The organism is Isoptericola sp. NPDC057559, assembly GCF_042801555.1.
In the GTDB taxonomy this organism is placed as follows: domain Bacteria; phylum Actinomycetota; class Actinomycetes; order Actinomycetales; family Cellulomonadaceae; genus Isoptericola.
In genome coordinates, this window is sequence record NZ_JBHVFQ010000013.1 from 21,381 (window position 1) to 44,510 (window position 23,130).

General features: G+C 68.7%; 23 protein-coding genes and 1 tRNA gene. 6 read left to right on the plus strand and 18 right to left on the minus strand.

Translation table 11 applies throughout. From position 1 onward, the window contains the following. Window positions 1-735, minus strand: a complete 735-nt coding sequence (gene nth, locus ACFU5J_RS13415; protein ID WP_430576721.1) for an endonuclease III — start codon at window positions 733-735, stop codon at window positions 1-3. A 164-nt stretch (window positions 736-899) separates the two neighbouring features. Here nth and ACFU5J_RS13420 point away from each other — a divergent pair, with 164 nt between their 5' ends. Further along, entirely contained in the window at window positions 900-1,577 is a 678-nt protein-coding gene (locus ACFU5J_RS13420; RefSeq protein WP_430576722.1) for a Crp/Fnr family transcriptional regulator, read from the plus strand. 150 nt (window positions 1,578-1,727) lie between these two features. On the opposite strand, the gene ACFU5J_RS13425 is transcribed toward ACFU5J_RS13420, so the two are convergent. Together ACFU5J_RS13425 and ACFU5J_RS13430 are read right to left on the minus strand one after the other, a co-directional pair. After that, window positions 1,728-2,195 (minus strand): RidA family protein, encoded by a 468-nt coding sequence (locus ACFU5J_RS13425; RefSeq protein WP_430579022.1) that lies wholly within the window; start codon window positions 2,193-2,195, stop codon window positions 1,728-1,730. Further along, window positions 2,195-2,359, minus strand: coding sequence for a DUF4177 domain-containing protein (locus ACFU5J_RS13430; RefSeq protein WP_139820690.1), 165 nt, complete (start codon window positions 2,357-2,359; stop codon window positions 2,195-2,197). The genes ACFU5J_RS13425 and ACFU5J_RS13430 overlap by 1 nt, the downstream gene beginning before the upstream one ends. 131 nt (window positions 2,360-2,490) lie before the next feature. On the opposite strand from ACFU5J_RS13430, the gene ACFU5J_RS13435 reads away from it, so the two are divergent. The 3 genes from ACFU5J_RS13435 (at window position 2,491) to ACFU5J_RS13445 (ending at window position 5,958) form a co-directional block, all read left to right on the plus strand. Further along, a complete protein-coding gene (locus ACFU5J_RS13435) occupies window positions 2,491-4,869 on the plus strand; it encodes a transglycosylase domain-containing protein (protein WP_430579023.1) in 2,379 nt (792 codons plus the stop codon). A gap of 5 nt (window positions 4,870-4,874) precedes the next feature. After that, window positions 4,875-5,789, plus strand: coding sequence for a metallophosphoesterase (locus tag ACFU5J_RS13440; RefSeq protein WP_430579024.1), 915 nt, complete (start codon window positions 4,875-4,877; stop codon window positions 5,787-5,789). 92 nt (window positions 5,790-5,881) lie between these two features. Beyond that, a tRNA-Pro gene (locus tag ACFU5J_RS13445) sits at window positions 5,882-5,958 on the plus strand. A 97-nt stretch (window positions 5,959-6,055) separates the two neighbouring features. Here the strand turns inward: ACFU5J_RS13445 and xerC are convergent. Genes xerC through ACFU5J_RS13475 form a run of 6 tightly spaced genes read right to left on the minus strand, consistent with a single transcriptional unit; the run spans window position 6,056 to window position 11,334 of the window. Next, window positions 6,056-7,270 (minus strand): tyrosine recombinase XerC, encoded by a 1,215-nt coding sequence (xerC, locus tag ACFU5J_RS13450; RefSeq protein WP_430579025.1) that lies wholly within the window; start codon window positions 7,268-7,270, stop codon window positions 6,056-6,058. Continuing rightward, a complete protein-coding gene (locus ACFU5J_RS13455; RefSeq protein ID WP_430579026.1) occupies window positions 7,267-7,488 on the minus strand; it encodes a helix-turn-helix domain-containing protein in 222 nt (73 codons plus the stop codon). Before ACFU5J_RS13455 ends, xerC begins: the two co-directional genes overlap by 4 nt. Before the next feature lie 30 nt (window positions 7,489-7,518). Continuing rightward, window positions 7,519-9,039, minus strand: coding sequence for a replication initiator (locus ACFU5J_RS13460; RefSeq protein WP_430579093.1), 1,521 nt, complete (start codon window positions 9,037-9,039; stop codon window positions 7,519-7,521). Continuing rightward, window positions 9,039-10,517, minus strand: a complete 1,479-nt coding sequence (locus ACFU5J_RS13465; protein ID WP_430579094.1) for an FtsK/SpoIIIE domain-containing protein — start codon at window positions 10,515-10,517, stop codon at window positions 9,039-9,041. The genes ACFU5J_RS13460 and ACFU5J_RS13465 overlap by 1 nt, the downstream gene beginning before the upstream one ends. Then, a complete protein-coding gene (locus ACFU5J_RS13470) occupies window positions 10,517-10,906 on the minus strand; it encodes a hypothetical protein (RefSeq protein WP_430579027.1) in 390 nt (129 codons plus the stop codon). Before ACFU5J_RS13470 ends, ACFU5J_RS13465 begins: the two co-directional genes overlap by 1 nt. Continuing rightward, window positions 10,906-11,334: a plasmid replication, integration and excision activator gene (locus ACFU5J_RS13475; RefSeq protein ID WP_430579028.1), complete on the minus strand. Its 429-nt coding sequence runs from the start codon at window positions 11,332-11,334 to the stop codon at window positions 10,906-10,908. The genes ACFU5J_RS13470 and ACFU5J_RS13475 overlap by 1 nt, the downstream gene beginning before the upstream one ends. A gap of 182 nt (window positions 11,335-11,516) precedes the next feature. On the opposite strand from ACFU5J_RS13475, the gene ACFU5J_RS13480 reads away from it, so the two are divergent. Then, window positions 11,517-12,302 (plus strand): XRE family transcriptional regulator, encoded by a 786-nt coding sequence (locus tag ACFU5J_RS13480; protein WP_430579029.1) that lies wholly within the window; start codon window positions 11,517-11,519, stop codon window positions 12,300-12,302. On the opposite strand, the gene ACFU5J_RS13485 is transcribed toward ACFU5J_RS13480, so the two are convergent. After that, window positions 12,299-13,186 (minus strand): hypothetical protein, encoded by an 888-nt coding sequence (locus ACFU5J_RS13485; RefSeq protein ID WP_430579030.1) that lies wholly within the window; start codon window positions 13,184-13,186, stop codon window positions 12,299-12,301. The genes ACFU5J_RS13480 and ACFU5J_RS13485 overlap by 4 nt on opposite strands. 607 nt (window positions 13,187-13,793) lie before the next feature. On the opposite strand from ACFU5J_RS13485, the gene ACFU5J_RS13490 reads away from it, so the two are divergent. Continuing rightward, complete coding sequence (locus ACFU5J_RS13490; RefSeq protein WP_430579031.1) at window positions 13,794-14,264, plus strand: NUDIX hydrolase; 471 nt, start codon at window positions 13,794-13,796, stop codon at window positions 14,262-14,264. Here ACFU5J_RS13490 and ACFU5J_RS13495 read toward each other — a convergent pair. From ACFU5J_RS13495 to ACFU5J_RS13530, 8 genes are all read right to left on the minus strand, one after another. Continuing rightward, a complete protein-coding gene (locus ACFU5J_RS13495) occupies window positions 14,214-14,792 on the minus strand; it encodes an HD domain-containing protein (protein ID WP_430579032.1) in 579 nt (192 codons plus the stop codon). The two genes, ACFU5J_RS13490 and ACFU5J_RS13495, sit on opposite strands and share 51 nt — an antisense overlap. Before the next feature lie 67 nt (window positions 14,793-14,859). Further along, entirely contained in the window at window positions 14,860-15,195 is a 336-nt protein-coding gene (locus ACFU5J_RS13500; RefSeq protein WP_430579033.1) for a hypothetical protein, read from the minus strand. Window positions 15,196-15,204: 9 nt separating this feature from the next. Then, on the minus strand, window positions 15,205-15,873 hold the full coding sequence (locus ACFU5J_RS13505; protein ID WP_430579034.1) for a hypothetical protein: 669 nt from the start codon (window positions 15,871-15,873) through the stop codon (window positions 15,205-15,207). Continuing rightward, window positions 15,873-17,195: a M23 family metallopeptidase gene (locus ACFU5J_RS13510; RefSeq protein ID WP_430579035.1), complete on the minus strand. Its 1,323-nt coding sequence runs from the start codon at window positions 17,193-17,195 to the stop codon at window positions 15,873-15,875. Before ACFU5J_RS13510 ends, ACFU5J_RS13505 begins: the two co-directional genes overlap by 1 nt. A 16-nt stretch (window positions 17,196-17,211) precedes the next feature. Next, window positions 17,212-17,802 (minus strand): hypothetical protein, encoded by a 591-nt coding sequence (locus tag ACFU5J_RS13515; RefSeq protein ID WP_430579036.1) that lies wholly within the window; start codon window positions 17,800-17,802, stop codon window positions 17,212-17,214. 8 nt (window positions 17,803-17,810) lie between these two features. Further along, on the minus strand, window positions 17,811-19,979 hold the full coding sequence (locus tag ACFU5J_RS13520; protein ID WP_430579037.1) for a hypothetical protein: 2,169 nt from the start codon (window positions 19,977-19,979) through the stop codon (window positions 17,811-17,813). Continuing rightward, window positions 19,976-22,681 carry an ATP-binding protein gene (locus ACFU5J_RS13525; protein ID WP_430579038.1) on the minus strand — a complete coding sequence of 902 codons (2,706 nt, stop codon included), beginning with the start codon at window positions 22,679-22,681 and terminating at the stop codon, window positions 19,976-19,978. The genes ACFU5J_RS13520 and ACFU5J_RS13525 overlap by 4 nt, the downstream gene beginning before the upstream one ends. Beyond that, window positions 22,681-23,130, minus strand: coding sequence for a hypothetical protein (locus tag ACFU5J_RS13530; RefSeq protein ID WP_430579039.1), 450 nt, complete (start codon window positions 23,128-23,130; stop codon window positions 22,681-22,683). The genes ACFU5J_RS13525 and ACFU5J_RS13530 overlap by 1 nt, the downstream gene beginning before the upstream one ends.

Sequence of the window (23,130 nt, forward strand, 5' to 3'; positions counted from 1 at the left end):
TCAGCCGCGCGGCCCGGGCCTGACCAGCTTCTGCGCGGCGACGGGGTCGGTCTCGCCGATGCCGAACGACGGGCACCACCGCGCCACCGGGCAGGCCCCGCACGCCGGGCGCCGCGCGTGGCAGCGCCGGCGCCCGTGCCACACGAGGTGGTGGCTGAGCATCGTCCAGTCCTTCTTGGGGAACAGCGCCCCCACCTCGTGCTCGACCTTGACCGGGTCCTCCTGGTCGGTCCACCCGAACCGGCGGGCGAGGCGGCCGAAGTGCGTGTCCACGGTGATCCCGGGGACGCCGAACGCGTTGCCGAGCACCACGTTCGCCGTCTTGCGACCCACGCCGGGCAGCGTCACCAGGTCGTCGAGCCTCCCGGGGACCTCGCCGTCGAACCGCTCGACCAGCGCCTGCCCCAGCCCGATGACGGAGCGCGTCTTGGCGCGGAAGAAGCCCAGCGGCTTGAACAGCTCCTCCATCTCCGCCGGGTCGGCGCCCGCGTACGCGGCGGCGTCCGGGTAGCGGGCGAAGATCGCGGGCGTGGTCGCGTTGACGCGCACGTCGGTCGTCTGCGCCGACAGGACCGTCGCGACCAGCAGCTCGAGCGGCGTCGTGAAGTCCAGCTCCGCGCGTGCGTCGGGGTACGTGACGGCGAGCTCGCGGTCGATGCGGCGCGCGCGCCGCACGAGGGCGACGCGGGACTCCCCGGTCGGGGTGTCGGTGGCGGTGGGCGACGTCGGCGGCACGAGAGCGAGCCTAGCCACGCCGTCCGACACCGCCTCCCGGGCGTCGAACTCCGACGCGATTTGGTGCCGTGAGGCAGACTGAGACCTGGAACACCACCGCTGACGACCCGTGGACGACCGGCCCCGCACCGGGAAGGCCGCCCCTGAACCACGTGAGGAATCCTGTGGACGACACCGTCGTGCTCTCCGCCCCCCTCTTCGCGGACATGGACACCGAAGAGACGAAGGCGCTCTTCGAGTCCATGATCCCCGTCGAGCTGACCCGTGGGGACGTCCTCTTCCGCGAGGGCGAGCCCGGCGACCGGCTCTACGTCATCGCGCAGGGCAAGATCAAGCTCGGCCGCCGGTCGAGCGACGGCCGGGAGAACCTGCTGTCGATCCTCGGCCCCGGCGAGATGTTCGGCGAGCTGTCGCTGTTCGACCCGGGTCCCCGCACCGCCACGGCGTCGTCCGTCTCCGACGCGCTCGTCTACGAGCTGCGTCACCAGGCCCTCGTGCAGTGGATCGCCGCGCACCCCAGCGTCGCCACGACGCTGCTCGGCGCGCTGGCCCGCCGCCTGCGCCGCACCAACGAGACCCTGGCCGACCTCGTCTTCTCCGACGTGCCCGGCCGCGTCGCCAAGGCGCTGCTCGACCTCTCGGCCCGCTTCGGCGAGCCCAACGACGACGGCATCCGCGTGGCGCACGACCTCACGCAGGAGGAGCTGGCGCAGCTCGTCGGCGCCTCCCGCGAGACCGTCAACAAGGCCCTGGCGGACTTCGCCACCCGCGGCTGGGTGCGCCGCGAGGGTCGCGCGGTCGTCCTGCTCGACATCGACCGCCTGGAGCGCCGCGCGCGCTAGGTTCAACCGCAGACGGAAGGGGCGTTCTTCGCCCGGTCGCGTTCACGCGCCCCAGGGGGCGCTCCACTTCGGGAACATCGACGACCGGGCGAAGAACGCCCCTTCCGTCTGCTCCGCTCCCAGGTGACGGCCGGGAACACGGCAGAGGGTCTACTCAGGGAGCTCGACGACGAGCTCCACCTCGACGGGAGAGTCGAGCGGCAGGACCGCGACCCCGACGGCGGAGCGCGCGTGGATGCCCGCGTCGCCGAAGATCTCGCCCAGGACGTTCGACGCGCCGTTGATGACGCCGGGCTGGCCGGTGAACGACGGGTCCGAGGCGACGAAGCCCGTCACCTTGACGATCCGCGCGCCGTCGAGCGTGCCGGTGAGGGACCGCACGGCCGCGAGGCCGTTGAGCGCGCAGGTGCGCGCGAGGTCGGCCGCCTCCTCCGGGGAGACGCCCGCTCCGACCTTCCCGGTCTGCGGGAGCGCGCCGTCGACGAAGGGCAGCTGGCCCGCCGTGTAGACGTACCTGCCGGAGCGGACGGCGGGGACGTAGCTCGCGACGGGCGCGGCGACGTCGGGCAGCGAGATGCCGAGCTCGGCGAGCCGCGCCTCGGGCGAGGTGGCGCTCATCACTGGCCGCCGGAGGGTCGCTTGAGGTACGCGACGAGGTTGGTGCTGTCGGGGCCGGGGACGACCTGGACGAGCTCCCAGCCGTCGGCACCCCATTGGTCGAGGATCGCCTTGGTGTTGTGGATCAGCAGGGGGATGGTCGCGTACTCCCACGTGGTAGCCATGGCGCGATCGTAACCAGCGACCGGTCCGAACGCCGCCGTCCCGCCGCTCCCACGGCGGGTCCACACAACCTGCACAGCGGGACGCCCGTCGCGGCCGTGCCGCCTCGGCCCCACCCCGTACCCTGGTGGGCATGGCCAAATCCGACCCCCGTCGCATCACGCGCACGATGCCGGCGACCCAGCTCGTCGCCCTCCTGCTCGCGTTCGTCCTCGCGGCCGGTGTCGGCGGCGTGCTCGCCGCCGGGCTGGTCATCCCGCTCGTCGCCGGGGCCAACGTGGCCGCGGACAGCACCGTCGCGATCTACGACGAGGTGCCCGCGGAGCTGGAGCCGCGGCCGATGTCGCAGCAGTCGCGCATCTACGCGGCAGACGGGAAGCTGCTCGCCACGTTCTACGCGCAGAACCGCATCGTGGTGCCGCTGGACGAGATCTCCGACCCGATGCAGCACGCGGTGATCGCCATCGAGGACGAGCGCTTCTATGAGCACGGCGGCATCGACGTGCAGGGCATGACCCGCGCGATGGCGAACAACGTCGCCGGCCACGCCACGCAGGGCGCGTCGACGCTGACGCAGCAGTACGTGAAGAACATGCTCATCGACCAGGCGCTGCAGGACGGCGACAAGTTCGGCGTGATCGAGGCGAGCGAGGACTCGATCTCCCGCAAGCTCACCGAGGCGAAGATGGCCATCTCCCTCGAGAAGACGATGAGCAAGGACGAGATCCTCCAGGGCTACCTCAACGCCGCCCAGTTCGGCTCGCGCAGCATCTACGGCGTCGAGGCGGCGGCCCGCTACTACTTCGACAAGCACGCCTCCGAGCTCAACGTCGTCGAGGCGGCCACGATCGCGGGCATCACGAAGTCGCCGAGCCGCTTCGACCCGACGGTGAACCGGAAGGACGCGAAGGAGCGTCGCGACCTGGTGCTGCAGAAGATGTGGAGCCTCGGGTACATCTCGACGCAGGAGCGCGACGAGGCGCTGGCGACGAAGGTCAAGGACACCCTGGACGTGAACCCGACGGAGATCGGGTGCAGCGCCGCGGGCGACGCCGCGTTCTTCTGCGACTACGTCACCAAGGAGATCGTCACCAACAAGGTGTTCGGCGAGACGAAGGCCGAGCGGCAGCAGCTGCTGTACCGCGGTGGCCTCGAGATCCACACCACGCTGGACCCGAAGAAGCAGAAGGCCGCCGCGAAGGCCGTGACCAACGCGGTCCCCGCCGGCGACTCGAGCGGCCTGCAGTCCGCCATCGCCTCGGTGGAGCCCGGCACCGGCAAGATCATCGCGATGGCGCAGAACATCCCTTACACGCCATCCGCGGGCGGCAAGGGGACCACGCGCGTCAACTACTCCGCCGACCCCACGCACGGTGCGTCCGGCGGCTTCCAGGTCGGGTCGAACTTCAAGCCGTTCGTGCTCGCCGAGTGGCTCCGAGAGGGCCACACGCTGTCGGAGCGCGTCAACGCAGCTGGCACGGCCCGTCGCGTCGGAGATTTCCAGACGCCGTGCCTCGACTACGGCCTCGGCAACGACATCTGGGATCCGGGCAACTCCGAGGGCGCCGCATTCGGCTATATCAGCGCGCTCGAGGCCACCTACAAGTCCGTGAACACGGCATATGCGTCCATGGGGTACCAGCTCAACCTGTGCGACCTGCGCAGCACCGCGTGGGACATGGGCTTCCGGCCGACGCGGTCGCACGAGAACAACGGCGCAGTCATCAACACTCCCGAGAAGTCGAACATCGACATCCAGGCCCCGATGATCATCGGCACCCAGGAGTCGACGCCGCTCTACCAGGCAGCGGCATACGCGACCCTGGCCAGCGGCGGCACGTACTGCTCGCCGATCGCGATCACGAGCATCACCGGCCCGGGCGGCAAGGACTACAAGGTGCCGAGCGCGAAGTGCAAGAAGGACGCGCTCGCGTCGAACATCGCGAACACCGTGGTGTACGCGATGGAGAAGGTCTTCACCGACGGCACCGCGAAGAGCTCCGGCGGCCTGTTCGACGGGCGACCGGTGGCCGGCAAGACGGGTACCTCCCAGTACTCGGCGCAGACGTGGTTCACCGGCTTCACCCCGAACCTGGCCACGTCCGTCTGGGTTGGTAACGCCGACAAGCCCATGGAGAACCACACCCGGGGCAACGTGGTCAACGGCCAGTACTACAAGATCCTGTACGGCTCCACGCTGGCCCTGCCGGCATGGAAGGAATACATGGACCAGGCGGTCGCGGACCTGCCGACCGAAGACTTCGGCGCCCCCGACCCGAAGCTGGTCGGCGTGACCGCTCCCCCGCCCTCGACCTCGTCGGACGACGGCGACAAGGGTGGCGACAACGGCGGCGACAACGGCGACTCCGGCGGCGACAACGGGGACAACGGCGGCGACAAGGGCGGCAACGACCGCGGCGGCAACGGCAAGGGCAACAGCGGCCGTTCCGACGCGAGCGCCGCGTGGGACGCCATCACCGACTCCCTCGCCGACGAGTGGGGCAGCAACTGACCGCGGTGAGCGGCTGGCAGGTGGCGGGCGGCGTCGCCGCGGCCGGGATCGCAGGCCTCGCGTACGCGCACGTGGAGACGAAGCTCTTCACGGTGCGCCGCCGCACCGTCCCGGTGCTGCCCGCCGGCCAGCCGGACCTGCGGGTGCTGCACGTGTCGGACCTGCACCTCACGCCGTCGCAGAACCGCAAGGTGGCGTGGGTGCGTTCCCTGGCCGCGCTCGAGCCGCACCTTGTGGTGAACACGGGCGACAACATGGCGCACCGGGACTCCCTGGGGCCGCTCCTCGACGCTCTCTCGCCGCTGCTGACCACGGCGCCCGGAGCATTCGTCATGGGGTCGAACGACTACTACGCCCCCGTGCCGAAGAACCCCGCGCGCTACCTGAAGCGCGACACCCGGGTGGCGCACACGCGCCCGGCCGAGCTCCCCTTCGAGGAGCTCGCCGACGCGATGGGCGCCGCGGGCTGGAGGGACCTCACCAACCGGCGCGACGTCGTCGAGGCCGACGGCCGCCTCCTGTCCCTCGTGGGGGTCGACGACCCGCACCTCGACCGCGACGAGTTCCCCGCGCCGGCGGGCGAGCCGGACGACGCCGTGCTGCACCTGGGCGTCGCGCACGCCCCGTACCGCCGCGTGCTGGACCGCATGCACGCGGACGGCGCGGACGTCGTCCTGGCCGGGCACACGCACGGCGGCCAGCTGCGGCTGCCGGGCTTCGGCGCCCTCGTCACCAACTGCGACATCGACCGTCGGCGGGCCAGCGGCCTGCACGGCTGGCCCGGTCCGCGGCCCGACGAGACGGGCGGCGCGGGCTCCACGTGGCTGCACGTGTCGGCCGGCGCGGGCACCTCGCCGTACGCCCCCGTGCGCTTCGCGTGCCGCCCGGAGGCGACGTTGCTCACGTTCACCGCCCGGTAGGCGGATCTCGTTTTCGTCCAGGCCCGATCGTCGGCTATTCTGAGCAGGCTTCCGCAGGAGGGCTTCGGTTCTCCGTGCGCGAGCAAGTCCTTCGGGGTGTGGCGCAGCTTGGTAGCGCGCTTCGTTCGGGACGAAGAGGTCGCAGGTTCAAATCCTGTCACCCCGACCAGCCGAGAGGCCCTCTGAACAGCGGAAACGCTGGCCAGAGGGCCTTTCGCTTTTCCCGAGAACACCTTCGCACCGGCCCCGAGTGCCAAAGTGAGTGCCTACGCGACGCCACGTCCGCCCTCTTCGTCACCGCTAACCGCCGGTTCTTCGACCCCCATCGCCGAGAACAGGTCATCCATCGCCCGGGCGCCGGTCTGCAGCACGGGCCGCAGCTCGTGCCGGTACACCGCTTCCGTCACCGCAGTTCCCGAGTGCCCGACGAGCCGCGAGATCTCCTCGAGCGGGACGCCGTGCTCGCTCATCAAGGAGACGAAAGAGTGCCGCAGGTCGCGCGGAGTCCACTCGGACGGGTTGAGCCCCGGCACCCGCCGTAGCGCATCCCGAAACTGGCGACGGACGTTCGAGGCGTCGAGCGGCGTGCCCACCTGGGACGCGAACACCAGCCCGTGCTCCTCCCACCGATCCCCCGCCGACGCCCTTACCTCTGCCTGGGTGCTCTGATGCATCCGCAGTGCGCGCACTGCGATCGTCGGAAGCTCGAGGGTTCGTCGCGACGTCCGGGTCTTGGTGTCACCGCCCACGCGGACCGATCGCCACACGTTGACCGACGCCGGCACAGCCACGTCAGCATCGGGCCGCCCCTCGAGGTCGACGTGCCGCCACTCGAGGGCGCGGACCTCTTCCGTCCGTAGTCCAGTCGTCAGCGACAGCACGATGTAGGCGTGCATGGGATGACCCACCGTGCGCCCGAGGACGTCGTCGGCCTGTCGCAGCGTTAGAGAGCGGGAGTCGCGGCCCGCTTGTCCTCGCGGGATCTGCGCGAGCTCGACGACGTTGCGGACCACCATCCCCTGGACCATCGCCCGGCGCACCGCACGGTTGAGCACCGATCGTGTCTCTCGCAACGTCCGCGTCGACTGCGACTGCGCCAAGGCGAGGAGCCACCGCTCGACCTCGTCGGCGCGCAGGTCCTTGAGCTTTCGCGCGCCGAGGTGCTCGACAACGTGCCGTGCGAGGTATTCGTGCTTTTCGGTCGTCCGCTCGCCGGCCTTGCCCTGACCGAGCTCGAGCCAGTCGTCCACGGCCTGCTTCACGGTGTACCGATCGGCGCCCACCCGGATGCCTGCCTCGTACTCCTTGACCCGGTCGCGCAGGGCTCGCAGAGCCGCTGACTCGGTCTTGCCGGAACCGCGACGTACGATGCGCTTCCCCCGCGCGTCGTATCCGACCACCTTTGCCGCCAGATAGCGCTGGCGACGCTCGTCCCAGTAGACGCTGCCCTCACCATGCGGCCTGCGCTGTCGCTCAGTCATGCCGTCACCGCCAGGCGCGCTCGGATGTACTCATGGATCGCTACGGCCGGGATCAAACGACGGCGGCCGACCTTGATAGACCGCAACTGTCCCGATCGAAGCAGTTCGTACGTGGTGTCACGCGAGATCCGCAGCACCTGGGCTGCCTCCTCGACGCTGTAGATGAGTGGCTGCTCGCCGGTAGCCACGGATTCGTCGTGGCTGTCCCTGCCAGTCATGGTGGATGTCCTCTCGTCGTCTCTGTCCCGTCACACTCGATGGATGCGCGCTTGGCGCCGGTCGGCTCGCCATGTCGCATATTCACGGGCACGGGCCGCCGCAGCGTCGGCGAGGGCTTTGTCCCCCGCGCGAGGCCAGCCCGACCCCTCGTAGGCCCAACTGCCGATCACGAGGGTGGTCTCCTCGTCGTCGGCCATGAGCCGCTCTTCGAGCTCGCGGACGTCGAGCAGTTCTCCTGTGTGGCGCTGCTCCGCCGTCATGCGCTGGAAGCGGCGGCGAGCACGACGCAGTGCTCCGAGGGTGACGGAGTAGCGGCGTGACTTGGTCGAGAAGTGACCACGGAACCCGAGCATGAGCGCCCAGCGGCCGAGCAGGGCGTAGGGGTTCTGGCAGCAGGTGCCGCAAATGCCTCCGTGACGATCGTTGACCCGCTCGCCGCACTCGAAGGCGCAACCCGCGAGGGCTCGGGTCGCGAGGGCTCTGCAGGTGTCGATGATCCGCTCGAGGTGCGAGGCCGGGCGTCGGGGATCGACGCCGGTCGACTTGGTGGAGTACTTCGCGAGGTACGCGGCAACCTGCTCGGCTGTGATCTGCTCCCCGGCCGTGGCGCCGTCCCGGACGACCCGGACGTCGGTCTGGGTGCCGAAGCACAGGAGACGCTCAACGTCGCCGTAGTCGACCGGCGGAGCAGTGCAAGAGACGCCGGCCGCAGCCTCACGGATCGCGTCCTGGAGCGCCAAGGCAGCAACCGGGGCCGGCGATCCTGGGCCATCAGGTCCGTCGATACGCACGAGCGCGTGGAAGTGAACCAGCCCGCGGGCCTGGAACTCGGCGACCTTGGCGTACTCGAGCCGCGCATGGTCCTTGAGGTCGCGTTCCTTCACGCCGAGCTCCGTGGCGAGCTGCCGCCGCAACGCGATGGTGAACCGGCGCCACAGCTCGGGCGCGTGCCACTGCCAGACCACGGCCGTCTCGACGTCATAGCAGTCCTGGCACAACGGTTCGCCCACAGCGGGCTCACCAACCTCGTGGTGGGCCCAGCAGGTCAGCGGGAGACCGTGCGGGCAGATGCCGCGGCGTGCACGAGGCCGGCAGGGCTGCCTGCCCTCCCGGGCGCCGTGCACGGCCCCGAACGACGGCGCGGTCAGAGTCACGAACAGCAGCGGGTTAGCCCTCACGTCCGTCGGGACGCCCTTGCCGCCGTGCAGCCCGGTCGAGATGAGCTCGAAGGTGTCACGCGCGTAGATGCGGGAACACGAGGGGCACACCCCCTCGCGCCGGTTGCCGCACGGCTTGAACAGCATCCCCATCGGTTCATCGGCCGACCGAAAGGTGCTGATCTCGCCCGTTCGTGTGTCGACCGTGTCCGAGCTGCCGATGAGACGGACGGGATGGACGCAGTTGCCCACCTTGGCGAGCGTCGCGGCGAGGGCCGGCATGGTGCCGTCTGCGAGGCGGCCCACGATGGCCTCCGCATCGGCCGGAGCAAGATCGCCCAGGTCGAGTGGAGCATCCGCCCCGAAGCCGGGGAAACCTGCCGCCCCCGTCATCACGCCGCCTCAGGATCCCTGGGTCCGCGCGGAGTGCGAGGTGAGCGCTGGCGGTCAGACGCCGGGTCGACGATCGAGACGAGCTCCCCCATCTCCTGGGCGTCGTCAGTCTCAGAATCCTCTCGCTCCCGATCCTCCGACTCACGCTCGACCAACGCCGGGAACGCGTCCGCGACCAACCGGATGACGTCGTCGGGCCAAAAGTCGGCCCGCACCCGCTCGACCTCACCGTCGTTGCGCACGACGTAACCGACCCCGGGCATGGTCCGGTCGATGCGGTGCGCCGGTGCCAGTTCGCCGTATCCGTCGCCGAGGACCATGCGGGTCTCCGACGTCGAGGCGAGCCGAAGAGCGATCGTTTGGGTGAAGAGCTCGCGCATGCCCACGGTCTCCTTGCGCGGGTCCTGCACGAAGGCCACGACCATCACGCCGAGCGCGCGGCCCTGGGTCAGGATCCGTTTGAGCAGCGTGGTCGCCTCGTTGACGACGTCGCGCGAGGCGTAACCCGTCAGCACGGCGAGCTCGTCGATCAGCAGCACATGCGCCGGGTCGCCCGATGACGGCTCGAACTGCCGAGTTCGCCCGCGCATGGTCGCCTGCCGCTCGCCGATGACCCCGTGCAGCGAGTTGAGGAGCTCAAGCGCCGCCCGCTCGTCCATCGCGACGGACGAGAACATCCCCGCGCCCACCGCGACCTCGACGCCGCCCTTGAGATCGATCCCCCAGAGCCGCACGAGGCCAGCGTTCGCCGCTGGAGCCAAGTTCCCCGCGATGCCCCAGAAGATCGAGCCCTTGCCGGCCCCCGATCGTCCGACGACGAGGGTGTGCCGCCCTGCGAGCTCAAGCCGCCACGGCGAGCCGTCCGAACGTCGGCCCAGTGTGACAACACCGGTCTCGGTGCTCTCGGGAAGGGAAGGTGTAGACGGCTCGTGCAGCAGCTCCCGCATCGTCAGCACGATCTCGACGACACCCGGAGCGATCCGGCGCGATTCAGCCGACTCCGCCTCGAACGCGGTGGCGATTGCCTCGATCGCTCCGTCGATGTCGTCGACGGTCTGCCCGACGGCGGCACGGACCCGGAGTGTCAGTGTGTTCCCGCTCGTGCGGACGTCAAGCAGGCGAGGAACACGTTGCGACTCGTCGGTCCCCCACGGCCAAGCAAGCCCGCACCGCTCGGCGACCCGAGTCCACTCCCTGCGGACCCGACGGCGCCAGGCTCGACGACGCAGTGGCCCGCCGAGTACCGCTTCGTAACTGAACGGGCTGATGGCGTCCCAGATCGCCCGGAGGGTGCTCCACACCGGGACGAGTAGCAGGACCGCGAGCCCGACTGCCTCGCGATCGGCGATCAGCAGGAGGTCACCGATCACGAGGCAGACGAGGATCACCCGCCAGGACTGAGCGGTCCAGGTCACCGAGCTCCAGAGCGCGTGGCCCAGCCGTCCGAGTACGAGGCCGGCGTTACCCAGGCTGGACATCACGTCGCCCCGTTCCCGATGGCAGTGGCCGCCGCGTAAGGCAGCAGTTCACGTCGAGGAAAGACTCGCAGGGGTCTCACCGGCTCGGCGTCGCAGAACACGCGGAACTGCGCCTCAGGCCACCGACCGCCCTTCCACACCGCGAACACGTGGTCAGAGTGCGCGGTTGCGAGGCCGAGCACCTGGTCCAGTCCGAGCCGCCATGCGAGGTACTCCGCGGCGGTCTGGGAGGCGACGTGCACGGACACCGCACCGCCGCATACCTCGACGGCGATGACCCGGCCGTCAACCATGTCGACGATGTCCGTCGCCATGGCCAGCAGCTCCGGAACGGTCGGCCCGATCTCCCCCGTCGTCTCGAGGGTCTGCCCGACGCCTCCCGTGGACATCAGGCCGCCGCCTTCTGGTCCCCCGGCTTTGCCTGCTCCTGGCTCGCCGGCGCGAAGCCCTGGGCGCGGAACGACCACGCGATCCGCGGACGGTTGCCGGAGTCGTCGACGTAGGGCAGCGCCGCCAGCCCGACGAACTTCACGGGGGTCCACGGCATCGGCGACGTGTTCTTCGGTGGCACCGGCTGAACCTCGGCGGCGAACTTCACCGAGACACCGAGCTCGCGGCGGTTGGCGTCATCGTCTCCGTCGATGACCGTGCACTGCCACATCGGCAGGCCGGTCTCCTTGTCGCGCTGCTGGGGCCGCGAACCGTCCGGGCGCTTCTCGGCCTGGAAGTCAGCGACGGGCTCCACGATCCCGCGCAGGTAGGCGCCCTGGGGAAACACTGCCTCGTGGGCGATCTCGAACCGCTTGGCGATGGCCATGATGTCGTCTCCTCGTCGATCTCGTGTTCATTCCAGTTCGGGCTGGATGCCCACTCACCACGAGACCGTCAGAGGACGGGACGTCGTCACCACCTGGCGGGACGTCTTGGGACGTCCTATGATGGGCAAGACGTCCCGTAACGCCCCTCCCAGCATGGCTAGACCTCGCCCCTGGAGGCGTCATGACGAACGAACGACTGCGCGCAGCCATCACCGACGCCGGCTTCTCGCTCCAAGAGTTCAGCGAACAGCTCGGTGTCGACGCCAAGACGGTCGAGCGCTGGATCACCAAGGACCGGATGCCGTACCTGTCCCACCGCATGAACGCCGCTGGCGTCTTGGGCAGGACACCTGGCTACCTCTGGCCGTCGACCGAGGCCGACCCACGCACGAAGTCAGCAACCCGCGCGGAGCTCGTCGACCTCTACCCAAGCCGCGGCGCGCTCCCGATCTCCATGTGGGAGGAGCTCATCGACAGCTCCACCGAGGCGATCGACATCCTCGCGTTCGCCGGATCCTTCCTCCATGACGGGATCCCCGAGTTTGGCGAGCGCATCAAGGCGCGGGCGGCGGCCGGCGTGCGGATCCGACTGCTCTTCGGTGATCCGCAAAGTCGCGCCGTCGAGCTTCGCGGCGAGGAGGAAGGCATCGGCGACCTCATGGCCGCCCGGTGTCGGCTGACATGGAACTACCTCGCGCCGCTGCTCGACGGCGTCGCCGGCGTCCAGGCGCGCAGGCACGGCAGCACTGTCTATGCCTCGCTCTTCCGCTTCGACAACACGTTGCTGGTAAACCCGCATGCCCTAGGCGCGCCTGCTGGCCACTCCCCGATTCTGCACCTCAACCGCATCGCCGGCGGGAAACTCTTTGACCACTACATCGAGTCATTTGAACGCACTTGGCACGCATCGCAACGAGCATCGATCACAGGCCACGCACAATCTGAGCCCTCACCGTCCGGCGACTAGAGACCGAGGCGATTCAGAATCTCGTCGTCGTCCAGCGGCGTGAACTTTCCATCCACGAACTCCTCGTAGCGTTCGAGCAAGTTCGTGCGTCGCTGGATCCACTCCCGTTCGGTCCACTGCTGATTCGTCTCGCGAATGTTGTCCTTCAGATCGTCACGATCCTTCAGAGATTCTTTCGAAGGAGCGATGGGCTTGCCGTTCCCACCAATGGTGGTCTGGCTGTCCTGGACCGCGCCGAGAACCGGCACTGACCAGTAGCCTCGGTTGGACATGCGCAGGGAGTGGAAAACAACGTGCTTCGGAACCAGCAGCAGGGGCTCCTGCTTCGCCGTTCCTGCGTCCGGAAGCGCGTAGGTCTTGGTGGACCAGACGCCAGCCGCAGTGTCCCAGACCTGAAACTCCATCGGCTCCCCAAGGGTGATCGAAGGGTGCTTTGTCGCTTGATCCAGGGTAAACGCGACCAACTTATCGAAGATGATCCGAGACGTCAGGTCCGAGACTCGATCGTTACTGAGATCGTCGACGAACATTGGCAGATGCTCGACACGCTTCAGGATCGGCACCTCAATGAGACAGAGCGGATTGTCCTTAATTGCCGCCCAGATCCGCTCACCGATCTCGCGCGAAGCACCCGAGCCGTCATACCCAAACTTCGACATGCCGAGACGAGTCTCACGCGGTTCGTGGAACTCTGTGAGCATCGACTCGCCATCTCGATGACGTGATGCATTCTTGAGGCGTCTCAGAATCTCGTCGAAAAAGTCCGTCAGCGCCCGGTAGGCAGAGGTCGCCCACGGTTCGCCAGCCTTCGCTGCGTAGCGAATCGCCGACGGGTCGACGTACAACCTGTTGTCCTTATCCACGTGGACATCGAGGAAGTCCACCGGTCCGGTGATGCCGAACCTCTCAGTAACACGCATCTACGCCCCCTCTCGACCCCGGAGCCCTCCGAGGAGCACTTCTAGTTGCCCGGAGCGTACTAGCGCAGTCTCATTTGTTCGATGCCCTTCGGAAAGTTCACCCTCACCCGGGAAGTTTGACCGTTCTCCCCAGCGGGTGAACTTCAGCGCGTTACCCCCGCTGTGCTCGCCAACATGACCGGTCGGCCCACTGAGGCCCATCGGAGGCGCCGGCCGCCGCTTGCCCGGCGATGCTCAAGTTCCACCGTCGACGACCGTTGGCCCCCGCCGCTGCCGGCCAACGCCGCAGATCGCTGTTTGGCCGGGTCTTCGCCCCGCCCGCTCGCGGTCGGATCCCACTCTGAAGGCGTCGTGTCCAGACTGGGCAGCCTCGCCGCACATACGTCCCGCCGATGTGCCCCTTAGCTCGATGACTGCACCGAGCGGCACCATCCGGATCGCAATTTCGCACGTCGACGTCCTGATGGAGTTTGGCGCCACCGCCTCGCCGAGAGGGCCGCCCAGCGTCGCGACGATCCGGAAGCCGACGAGCGGACGCGACCAGATCGGCGAGCCGCCGTAATGTCGGAACATGACCCGGATCGATTTCGTTGACGACCCCAACGCACCGGCGATCAACTCCGTGGTGCCATCCGTCGTTGCGATCGTCCAAGACGATCAGGCACGCATCCTCATGATCCACAAGACCGACAACGACAAGTGGGCTCTGCCCGGCGGAGGGCACGAGCCTGGCGAGAGGATCGCGGACACGGTGGTCCGCGAGGTCAAGGAAGAGACAGGCTATGAGGTCGAGGTCGACACGATCACCGGCACGTACACGAACCCGAACCACGTCATGCAGTACGACGACGGTGAGGTACGCCAACAGTTCTCGATCGCCTTCCGGGCACGGCTAATCGGCGGCGTGAAGCAGACCAGCTCCGAGAGCGACGAAGTCGAGTGGCTCACGCCCGAACAGATCGAGAGCCTGGACCTGCACCCGTCGATGCGGTTACGGCTCGAGCACGCCCTCAGCAGCTCCGGCGGGCCATTCATCGGGTAGCCCGAGTCGTTCGCGCGCGCGTCGCGCGGATGCAATGAGCACGTCTTGCGAGCAGGTGACGGCCCGATGGACAGGGCTGAACGTGGGATACCTGCTCAGGATCTCCGCAACCCTGGTCTCTGGGTCGGTCGTCGTCCCGTCCGGCGCCGTCACGAGGTCCAGGAGGGTGAGCACGTCGAGCTCGTCCGGTTCGGGTGCCGGCAACTCGGCCAGATGTTCGCTCAACCCGCGCTCGTCCGCTTCAAAGTCGGCGCCCGTGTGGTGCGCAACGAGCGCCACGATCTCCGCTGGAACGCGCTCGTTCATGAGGAACGTCGCTCCATCGAGCGGGTGAAAACCCGTCGTCGAGAGCTCCTCGGCGTAGCCCAGGTCATGCAGCCAAGCCGCCGCGACGACGTCGGACGAGACCATTTCAACTGCCGCGAGTTCCTCGGCGAGCCGCCCTACAGCCTGGACATGGTCCCAGCGGCGGCCGAGACCCGACAGGTACTCGGACGCCAGCTTCGGCGCCACCTCTGCGCTCCACATGGTCCCATCGTGCCCCTGGCCGGCCACATCGCCTAGTTCGTCCCCCACAGTCAGATCTGGCGACCGATCAGCGCTGGTGAGTGCCGGAGCGCGCCGCGGATCGCCGGTTGGTGGTCAGGCTGCGGGCCAACCGACGTCGCCTCCTGAGAGCGGAAGCAACCAACGCGAAGATGGCGAGAAGCAGCACCACGAGGACGCCAACACCGACCACGTCCGCCTGGTCGAGGCGGCCGACCACCGGCAGATCAGCGATCTCACCTGACTGGATCTCACCCCAGACCTGCTCGATCCAGGGACGTAGCTTCGCGGTCCACAGCTGCTTGATCGCGACAAGGCCCACGAGGGCCAGGACCCAGTAGAAGACCTGCTTGATCTCGCCTTCGCCCTCACGGTCGTTGCTCATGATGCCCCCTCATACGTAGGCGAACAGTCGGTGCAGCGGGATCGTCCGAACCTTGTCCTGCAGCTCTGGGTAGTAGCCGACCTGGTGGAGCCACCAGTGGGACCGCGGGACGGCGCGGACGCAGAAGTCGCCGTCGACATCGAGCGGCTCGGAGACGCCGACGAACCAGAACCACTCCCCCTCCGCGTTGCGGGAGCGCAGCGTCCGGCCCGTGAGGGCCCCGGCCTCCCTGGCACCGATCGGGCTCAGCACGGGCGGCTGCTGGACGTCGGGGCGGACGCGGTCCAGCCACGTCGCAGACACCTCGGCCCCACCATCAAGGTCCGTCGTTTGGGCGGGCACTCCCACAGAGATCGCGTCCTTGTAGGCCCATGTGTATTCGAGCGGCCACCACTGCATCACCGGGTTCCGGCTCGGCGCTACTCTCCAGGTCCAGTAATGCATCGGCGCGCACACGGCCAGCGCCTCGTGCAGCTCGCCGTCGTCGGGGAACTCGACGCTCGACCGTTCCGTTCGCAGGAGGACCTGGCCGTCGATGAAGTAGCGGCCAGGAATGCCGATCGTCAGTTCGGCTCCCACGTCGAGGTCGCGGACGAACGCAGCCGGGATCGGACGGCGGGCGGGTGGAGGCACCGTCTGCCACGAGAGGTCTTCAAATGCGAAGAACTCGGCGTCCATCATGACCAGGCTCGCAGGTTGACTCCGTGCTGGCGCATGAACGGCTCCGGATCGACGGGCTCTCCGTCGACATGCACCTCGAAGTGGTAGTGCGCGCCCGTGCCGACACCACTGTCGCCGGACAGGGCGATGGTCTGCCCTCCCTGGACCTCCTCGCCCGGCTTCACCAGAGCCTCGGACAGGTGCAGGTGGCGCGTCTTCACACCGTCGGCGTGCGCGATGGCCACGTTCAGGCCGCCGCCCGAGCTCCATCCCACGGACTCGACCACCCCCGTCGTGGGCGAGGCGATTGGCGTTCCGACGACCGCGTGGAAGTCCGTGCCAGCATGCAGCCGCGCCTCGTGATAGATCGGGTGGAATCTCGTCCCGAACGGCGAGGTGACCTTCGACTGGATCGGCGCGGTCCACTCCCCTGTCGGGATGACCTGGCCCGACGTCGCTGCGACCGGGCTCTTGGCCGACGCGAGCTCGAACTCGCTCGAGCAGAAGCTGTCGATGTCGACGCCGCTCGCGCGGTAGTCGGCCGCCGTCACCACGACCTGCTTAGCGTTGCTCGACTCGTCGCTCCCCTCCGAGGATGCCGCGGCGATCGGTGTCGTCGAGGACGCGTCACCCGCGAGGGCGTCGACGATCAGGATGGCGCGATCTTCGTGCTTGGCGTACGCGCCCGGGAAGGCAGAACGCTGGACGCTCTGCGCGGCGACGGTGATGGGCAGGTCGGCCCAGCCCGACACCTCGAGGAGCCCACCGGGCGAGGCTCTCCCGGTCTTAGCGTTGAAGTGCGGCGACGTCCGGCCACCGAAGAAGGCGAGGGCGGCGAACTTCGGATCGCGGACCTGCTTCTCGCTGCCCCAACCCTGCGACGGTCGCTGCTGGAACAAGCCGAGGGAGTCGCGGTCGCCATAGTCGACGTTCTCCAGCCCGGACTCTTGCAGCGCGGTGGCGATCGCGACAATCAGCCCTCGCCGTCCGACACCGGCCACAGCACCGGCCGCGATGATCGCCTGGGCGTTGGTGATCTTGGCATCGTCGTCGGGGCCGAAGCCCGGGACGGAACCACCCGTAGGGATGCTCGGGGTCTGGTCGAGAGCCGGTGGCTGATAGGCCGCCTGGTCTACGGCGTACCCCAGCTCGGTGCAGGCGTTCGCCGCTTCAGAGACCTGTCCGTTGCTCGATACCAGGCTCACAGCGGTCACCGTCAGAAAGGTCGCGACGCCGACAATGGCGAGACCGGCCGCGACCAGCTTGCCCCAGTTGCGGGCCAGCCAGCCGATCGCCCGAGTCTTGGCCCATAGGACGAGCGCGGCGGTGACGGCTTCCATCGGGTCCGCACCATCCTCAGCTCACGGGCTCTACACGGGAGACGAGCCATGTCGCGTCGTCCGGGTCCGGGACAGCGTGAACGCGGACCCAGTCGCCCGTCGTCGGGACGTCGAAGACTGCCTCCTCGGCGTTGATCGCGACCTGGCGAGGTTCGCCGCGCACGGTGACCTCGGGCGTGCTCGCCGGGTCGGTCATGCTCAGACCGGAGGACCACAGGTCTGACGTCGCGAGCGGGCGGACGTTGCTTGCCCATGTGTCGGGGTCGAGGTCGGGCCGAGCCCAGGCGGCCACGAAAGCGGCGGCAGCATCGGCAGCGGCTGCGGCGGGGTCGTCGGCGGCCGGGTCGGCACTCAGGTCGTCCGTCGCGCCGACAGGCGCCGCATCACCCGTCGTCGTGCTCGAGCTCGAAGTCTCGTCAGGGGTAGGGGCCGAGGAGGGCGAGCTGTCGACGACCTCGGGCGAGGCCGAACGAACGACGGCCGCGGGCGACGTGCTTTCCTCGTCGTTGATCTCCCCGGCGAAGAACACGGCCACCAGAGCGATCACCACGACGCCGACGAACCGCAAGGGCGAGTAGAGCGGCCAGCGGACGATCGGAGCAAGCATGTCCCACATCAGCGGTATTCCTCCCCCTCGTCGTTCGCGTCCGCCGTGGTCGGTGGGCGCCAGATCTCGAAGACAGCGTTGCCGTCCGAGTCGTAGGTCGTGCCCGCCTCGACGACACCGGCCGGCAAAGTGGTCGAGCTGCCGATCACCTCGCCACGCGGGGCGTTCTTGTCGACGGGACCGGACAGGTCGACGTCCGGATCGACTGGACTGGTGGCCGGAGGCTTGCGCCCCTCGGTGACCGGGTTCTCGCGGACGGAACCGATGACTGTCGTTCCCGCCGCCATGGTCGGAGTTTCGACGGCACGGGACTCAGGCGCGGACACATCACGTGATCGCGCCGCGGATGCGCTCGCCGCAGCCCCAGCGCTGGCGCCCACTGCCAGTTCCCCGCGGGTGCGGCGGGACAGCGTTCGGCGCTCGGCAGGCCGTGCCGCAGGGATCTCGTTCATCCGATCCCGGTGCCGACCTCGGCTCGTAGCGCCCGGCGCCTCTGGCAGCTCCCGCCCCGAGGCGGACTGCCGACCGGGGGCGAGCTCCCGCGGTGGTCCGTTCCCGGCGGGCAGCGCCCTGGTGCTCCCCGCTGCCACCGGAGCGCTCTTGGCGTAGGCATGGCGGTAAGCGCTGGGCTCGCGCCCATGGTTCTTCTCGTCGGACTGCTCGCCGTCGCCCTTCTTCGAGTCCTCGACACCGCCCCGGACCGCCTGCCGGGTGACTAACGCGTTGAGCAACGTCCCCATCCCCGACCGAGCCATGCGCCGCGCGGCACGCGAGCCCGGAACTGCGCGCCCAGGACGCAGCAGCTTGAACAGGATGAACGGCACTGCCGCCACGATGACGAGCTTGAGCCCAAACGCGAGATCGGAGTCGAGCACAGCCGTAGCGAGCAGGAGGTTCGCTAGCGCGGCGACGAAGAACGCAGGTCCGAGGATGATGAAGCGACCCACCTGCTTGAGCACCCCGATCACCCAGTCCTGGGTGACGTACAGCAGTCCGAGCACGCCGAACGCGGGCGCGAGTGGGACGAACACGCGCGTGGCAACGTAGGCGACGACGATGAACACCGCGGCGACCGCCAGGAACGGCATCATCACGGCGACCCTGAGTACGACAGTTCCGGCGGCGTCCCACCGGCCGTTGTTCCCCGTGAGCTGCTGGTAAGCGCCGGAGTCCTCGCGCTCGACGGCGGCCGCGGTCTTGACCCACAGGTCCTTCTTGGCATCGACGATCGCCTGGCCGGCGACGGGTTTGTTCTTCACCGTCTCGGCCTCGCTCCAGGTCAGGTGCGAGGCCCGGAACAGATTCGCCCCGTGTTCGCGAGCGACGGCGCTGTCGTTGGATCCGAGCGTGCCTTCGAGCCAGGCGTCGTAGAACAGGTCGCGGTTGATCGTGTCGAACATGTCGTCCAACGCGGCCTGGGCTTCGTTCGGGCTCTCCTTGCCCTCGTTCCCCGGGACCGGCGGGCCGTAGGTCTCGTTCGCCACGCCCACTCCGCGGGCCGACGTCGTGATCGTCTGCTGCACCAGTTCATCGACCGCGCGTGCCGACGACACCGGATAGCTCATGACGAACGTCGCCCCGACGAGGACCAGCAGAGCCCAACCGACGGTCGTCACCGTCGAGGACACGTCGGCGCGCATCGCCGTGACGAGGACCCCCACCGTGACGAGGATGAGGATCGCCGTGACCCACGGGTCCCAGAACCCGCCCTTGACCGCAGCTGTGGCGCTCGTCAGGACGTCATCGAGCGGGGCCAAGAAGTCGGGAGTCACCACGAGGCTGAACAGGTTGTGCGTGAACGCCGAGACAGACGCGCTGCTGGACAGAAGGAAATTCGCCACGCCCGTCTGCGCGTTCGGGAGCACGTCCGAGCCGGGGACGCAGCCGTTGTCGTAGTTCGCCCAGCGGTACGAGTAGCCGTAGACGTCCGCCAGCTTGACGTCCTGATTGGTGAACGGGTCCGCGTCGCTCGCCGTGACCGGCTTGCCGTAGAGCTTGCCCGGTAGCCCGGCCAGCGGCGACGCCGGCTCGGGAGCCGACGCGCATGCCTTCGCCGCGACCGCGCCTGTGGCCGAGACCGCCGTCGTCGCCCCGGGTGCGGCGGCAGCACCCAACGCTGGCCCAGCGCCCAGGATGCCGAGGGCGAGCAGGGCGACGACGACGGCCCGGCGGATCATGCTGCGCCTTCCTCGGCGCTCCCATGGTCGACGAGCTCGAGAGCTCGGCGCTTCGTCGGGTCGGCCGTGGTGTTCAGCGCCGCGGTGAGCCGTTCGTGGTTGGAGTAGTCGACACGGATCTTCTCGACGCCGCCCTTGCCGTCTTCCCCACCCATGCCGTCACGGAAGATGAACTCGCGTGGAGCGCCCGTCGTCTCCGAACGCCGTGACCGGCGCGAGAGCTTCGAGAACTCCGCCTCGTAGCCCACTCCGGTGGGCAGGCCGAGCAGCCGGCAATTGTGCTCCTGCGCCTCCTCGTCCGTCGTCTTGCCCACGAACGCGGCGCCCACGAAGTTGTTGATGTTCTGGCCGATGACGTTCGCCGCGTTCTGGGTCGACACCAGGGCTGCGATGTCGTGCTTGCGGGTGTCGGTCGCGACCTTCTGCACGAGGGTCCGGCCCGTCGAGACCGCGGTGATCTCGTGGACCTCGTCGAGGAACATGCCTTTGCGCTCGTGGAAGTCGGCTCGGTAGACCGACCGCAGCGCGGACCAGGCGGCCAGCGACATCACTGGTCGGCTCATCAGCTCGTCGTACGACCACTCGCCCTTCGGCTTGTTCTCGTCGATCTGCGCGAGGCCCTTGAGGCTGAAGAACGTCATACGTCGGCTGCTCAGCGCGTCGCCATGGTTCCCGCCTGACGGCGAGGCGAAGAAGAGTCGCGAGATCTCCCGCTCCGACGCCTCCCGAAGCCGACGCTGGATACGCGCCGCAAGCTCACCTTCGTCGTGGTGCTGGAGCGCCATGAGGACGCCGTGCGCCGTCGAGTACGGCAGCGCCTCAGCGCGCGCGACGGCGTCGCGGAGGATCGACATCGCGGCCTTGTCGTCCTGGTCCTCGGCGGGAAGGCACCAACGCAGGGTGTCGGTGACCAGGTCGCGCCGCTGCGCCTTGGCGGCAGACTTCGCCAGGGTGAGGGCCTGTTTCGGGTCCGGCTCGTCGCGGAACCACGCCTCCTGCGGCTCCGGAACGAGCGCGTAGGGGTTGAGTGCCCCGGGCTCGGACTCCAGCAGGTTGATGGCCGTCGCGACGACCCGGAACTCGGGAAGATCCGCCAGGGACCCGAGCCGGCCCGAGGGGTCGAGAACGGTCCAGGGCACGCCTTGAGCCCCGGTCTTGTAGACGATGCCCCCGGCGAAGAAGCTCTTGCCCGCGCCCAGCCCGCCGACGATCGGCACCAAGCCGGAGCCCTCGACGACCTCCGGCCCGTACCAGGGATCCCAGGTGACCGGGCGCTCCGCAAAGCCGCTGGTGTAGCCGATGAGGACGCCACGCTTGTCGCCGACCTCCGCCGTGGCGGCGGGGACGCCCGCAGCGAGCTTGAGGATCGGCAGGTGCCTGGTGTGTCCGCTGTTGGCGAGCGGCTCCATCGGCACGAACTCGCGGGCGAGGCGGAACTGGTCGAGCTCGCGCTCGATCTTGATCGCCGGCTTGTAGACCTTCTGCACCACCTTGGCCCGCGCCAGCGCCTCTTCCTGGGTCGGCGCGGCGACGGCGATCCGGTACCAGCCTCGGGTGCGGGTCGCCAGGCCGTCGAAGCCGGAGCGCTGTTCGTCCTCGACGGCGGAAGCGCGCTCGGACTGCCGGGCGAGTTGGCGCGGAGGCTGCTTGCCGTGGTCCTCGAGGTAGTGGTCGCGCTGGGCGAGGACACGGTCGGAGAGCTTGTTCATCTCCTTCGACGTCTCGTCTGGCGAACGCACGTCGACGCGGAAGGACCACTCCACCGGGAAGGGCAGCTTGTCGGTCTTGGCGATCCACGGCTCGTCCACTTCGGGGATGTGCAGCTCTCCCATGCGTCCGACAGTCAGGACGACGACGTACCGCGTGATCGGCTGCTCCCCCATCGTGGAGTCGATCCGCACCGACTGCGCCAAGGGCTCAGCGCTCCAGAACGTCGAACCCGTGAACTCGTGGAGGTCCTCCTTCGACCAGTGCGTCTCCTCGATGGTGTCCTGGTTCGGAGCCGGGCAGCCGAGCGCGAACGACCGAGCCAGCAGCCACGCGATGTCGTTCCCGACCGCGGGAATCGCGTCGACGCCGGCGCCCGCCATGATCTCGTCGACCTCGTCCAGACGATGCTGCACCGCCACAAGCTCGCGGCGGCCGACGTCGGGCAGGACTCGCGCAGTCAGGTCGACGGCCGACGACCGCGAACCGAGGTCGACCCCGAAATACACGAGCTTGTCCGACTGCATCCGGGACGCGAGCTGCTGCTGGTCGCGCACGAGGATGGCTTCGAAACCCTCGCTCGGGCTCGGAGAGTTCTGCCACGCGGCCTGTGCCCACGTCTGGACCGGGTAGGGACGGGTGGTGATGCGGCAGTAGACCGTGCGCCCGACCAGCTCAGCGATCTGTGACGCGTGTGCCTCGATCAGAGCCTCACCGTCGGCCACCGTACGGAAGCTCCACCGCTGTGGTTCGAGCAGGTACCAGGCGACCATGCGCTTGTCCGAGAACGTGACGTTGTTGGCCACCCGCGACAGGGCCCATTTCATGGCGCTGGTCATCTTCGGCGCGTCCGGGTACCGGCCACGTCCCTTCGCGGGCTTGGTCGGGCGAGCGGTCTCGACGTGCTCTTCGCCCGGGTCGTAGGTGATCACGACGTCGTCGTCCTCGTCGTCGTCAGGCCTGCGGCCGAAGAGCGACCTGAGGTTGAGCTGCATCATTCCCCCTCGCGTTCAGCACCGCGTGCGGTGGCCTGCCGGTTGGCGTACGACCGCCACCGCCGTCGTCCCGTCGTCAGCGGGTGGTCAGCACCGACGGACGTTGCTCGACGGCGGAATGCTGCGGGCTGGCGAGCCTGCTGCCCCCGCATCGGTAGGCGTGGGGCGGTGAGCTCGTGCCAGAACGTGGCGACCAGAACCCCGATAGGCCGCTCGTGCGTCGTCCTGTCGACGATCCACTGCGACAGCCGCAGCGCGACGAGAACGGTCAGCGCGACCGACAGCAGCGTGAACCCGATGCCGGTCTTCAGCAGGAAGGCCAGCCCGAACAGCACCATCACCGGAGTGACAGCGATCATCCGGTAGCGAAGCCGGCCGATGTAGTACCCCGGCGGGCCGAGGTAGGTCTGGTCTACGTCGTAGATCTCATCGTCGTCCGGGAGTCGCAT

What these genes read in the sequence shown, in the direction of transcription:
- ACFU5J_RS13430 (WP_139820690.1), bottom strand. Translation starts at nt 2,359, where the DNA reads ATGGCTACCACGTGGGAGTACGCGACCATCCCCCTGCTGATCCACAAC.
- ACFU5J_RS13475 (WP_430579028.1), bottom strand. Translation starts at nt 11,334, where the DNA reads ATGGCCATCGCCAAGCGGTTCGAGATCGCCCACGAGGCAGTGTTTCCC.
- ACFU5J_RS13470 (WP_430579027.1), bottom strand. Translation starts at nt 10,906, where the DNA reads ATGTCCACGGGAGGCGTCGGGCAGACCCTCGAGACGACGGGGGAGATC.
- ACFU5J_RS13425 (WP_430579022.1), bottom strand. Translation starts at nt 2,195, where the DNA reads ATGAGCGCCACCTCGCCCGAGGCGCGGCTCGCCGAGCTCGGCATCTCG.
- ACFU5J_RS13455 (WP_430579026.1), bottom strand. Translation starts at nt 7,488, where the DNA reads ATGACTGGCAGGGACAGCCACGACGAATCCGTGGCTACCGGCGAGCAG.
- ACFU5J_RS13465 (WP_430579094.1), bottom strand. Translation starts at nt 10,517, where the DNA reads ATGTCCAGCCTGGGTAACGCCGGCCTCGTACTCGGACGGCTGGGCCAC.
- ACFU5J_RS13480 (WP_430579029.1), top strand. Translation starts at nt 11,517, where the DNA reads ATGACGAACGAACGACTGCGCGCAGCCATCACCGACGCCGGCTTCTCG.
- ACFU5J_RS13510 (WP_430579035.1), bottom strand. Translation starts at nt 17,195, where the DNA reads ATGGAAGCCGTCACCGCCGCGCTCGTCCTATGGGCCAAGACTCGGGCG.
- ACFU5J_RS13460 (WP_430579093.1), bottom strand. Translation starts at nt 9,039, where the DNA reads ATGACGGGGGCGGCAGGTTTCCCCGGCTTCGGGGCGGATGCTCCACTC.
- ACFU5J_RS13505 (WP_430579034.1), bottom strand. Translation starts at nt 15,873, where the DNA reads ATGGACGCCGAGTTCTTCGCATTTGAAGACCTCTCGTGGCAGACGGTG.
- ACFU5J_RS13435 (WP_430579023.1), top strand. Translation starts at nt 2,491, where the DNA reads ATGGCCAAATCCGACCCCCGTCGCATCACGCGCACGATGCCGGCGACC.
- ACFU5J_RS13490 (WP_430579031.1), top strand. Translation starts at nt 13,794, where the DNA reads ATGACCCGGATCGATTTCGTTGACGACCCCAACGCACCGGCGATCAAC.
- ACFU5J_RS13495 (WP_430579032.1), bottom strand. Translation starts at nt 14,792, where the DNA reads ATGTGGAGCGCAGAGGTGGCGCCGAAGCTGGCGTCCGAGTACCTGTCG.
- ACFU5J_RS13500 (WP_430579033.1), bottom strand. Translation starts at nt 15,195, where the DNA reads ATGAGCAACGACCGTGAGGGCGAAGGCGAGATCAAGCAGGTCTTCTAC.
- ACFU5J_RS13515 (WP_430579036.1), bottom strand. Translation starts at nt 17,802, where the DNA reads ATGCTTGCTCCGATCGTCCGCTGGCCGCTCTACTCGCCCTTGCGGTTC.
- ACFU5J_RS13525 (WP_430579038.1), bottom strand. Translation starts at nt 22,681, where the DNA reads ATGCAGCTCAACCTCAGGTCGCTCTTCGGCCGCAGGCCTGACGACGAC.
- ACFU5J_RS13520 (WP_430579037.1), bottom strand. Translation starts at nt 19,979, where the DNA reads ATGATCCGCCGGGCCGTCGTCGTCGCCCTGCTCGCCCTCGGCATCCTG.
- ACFU5J_RS13530 (WP_430579039.1), bottom strand. Translation starts at nt 23,130, where the DNA reads ATGCGACTCCCGGACGACGATGAGATCTACGACGTAGACCAGACCTAC.
- xerC (WP_430579025.1), bottom strand. Translation starts at nt 7,270, where the DNA reads ATGACTGAGCGACAGCGCAGGCCGCATGGTGAGGGCAGCGTCTACTGG.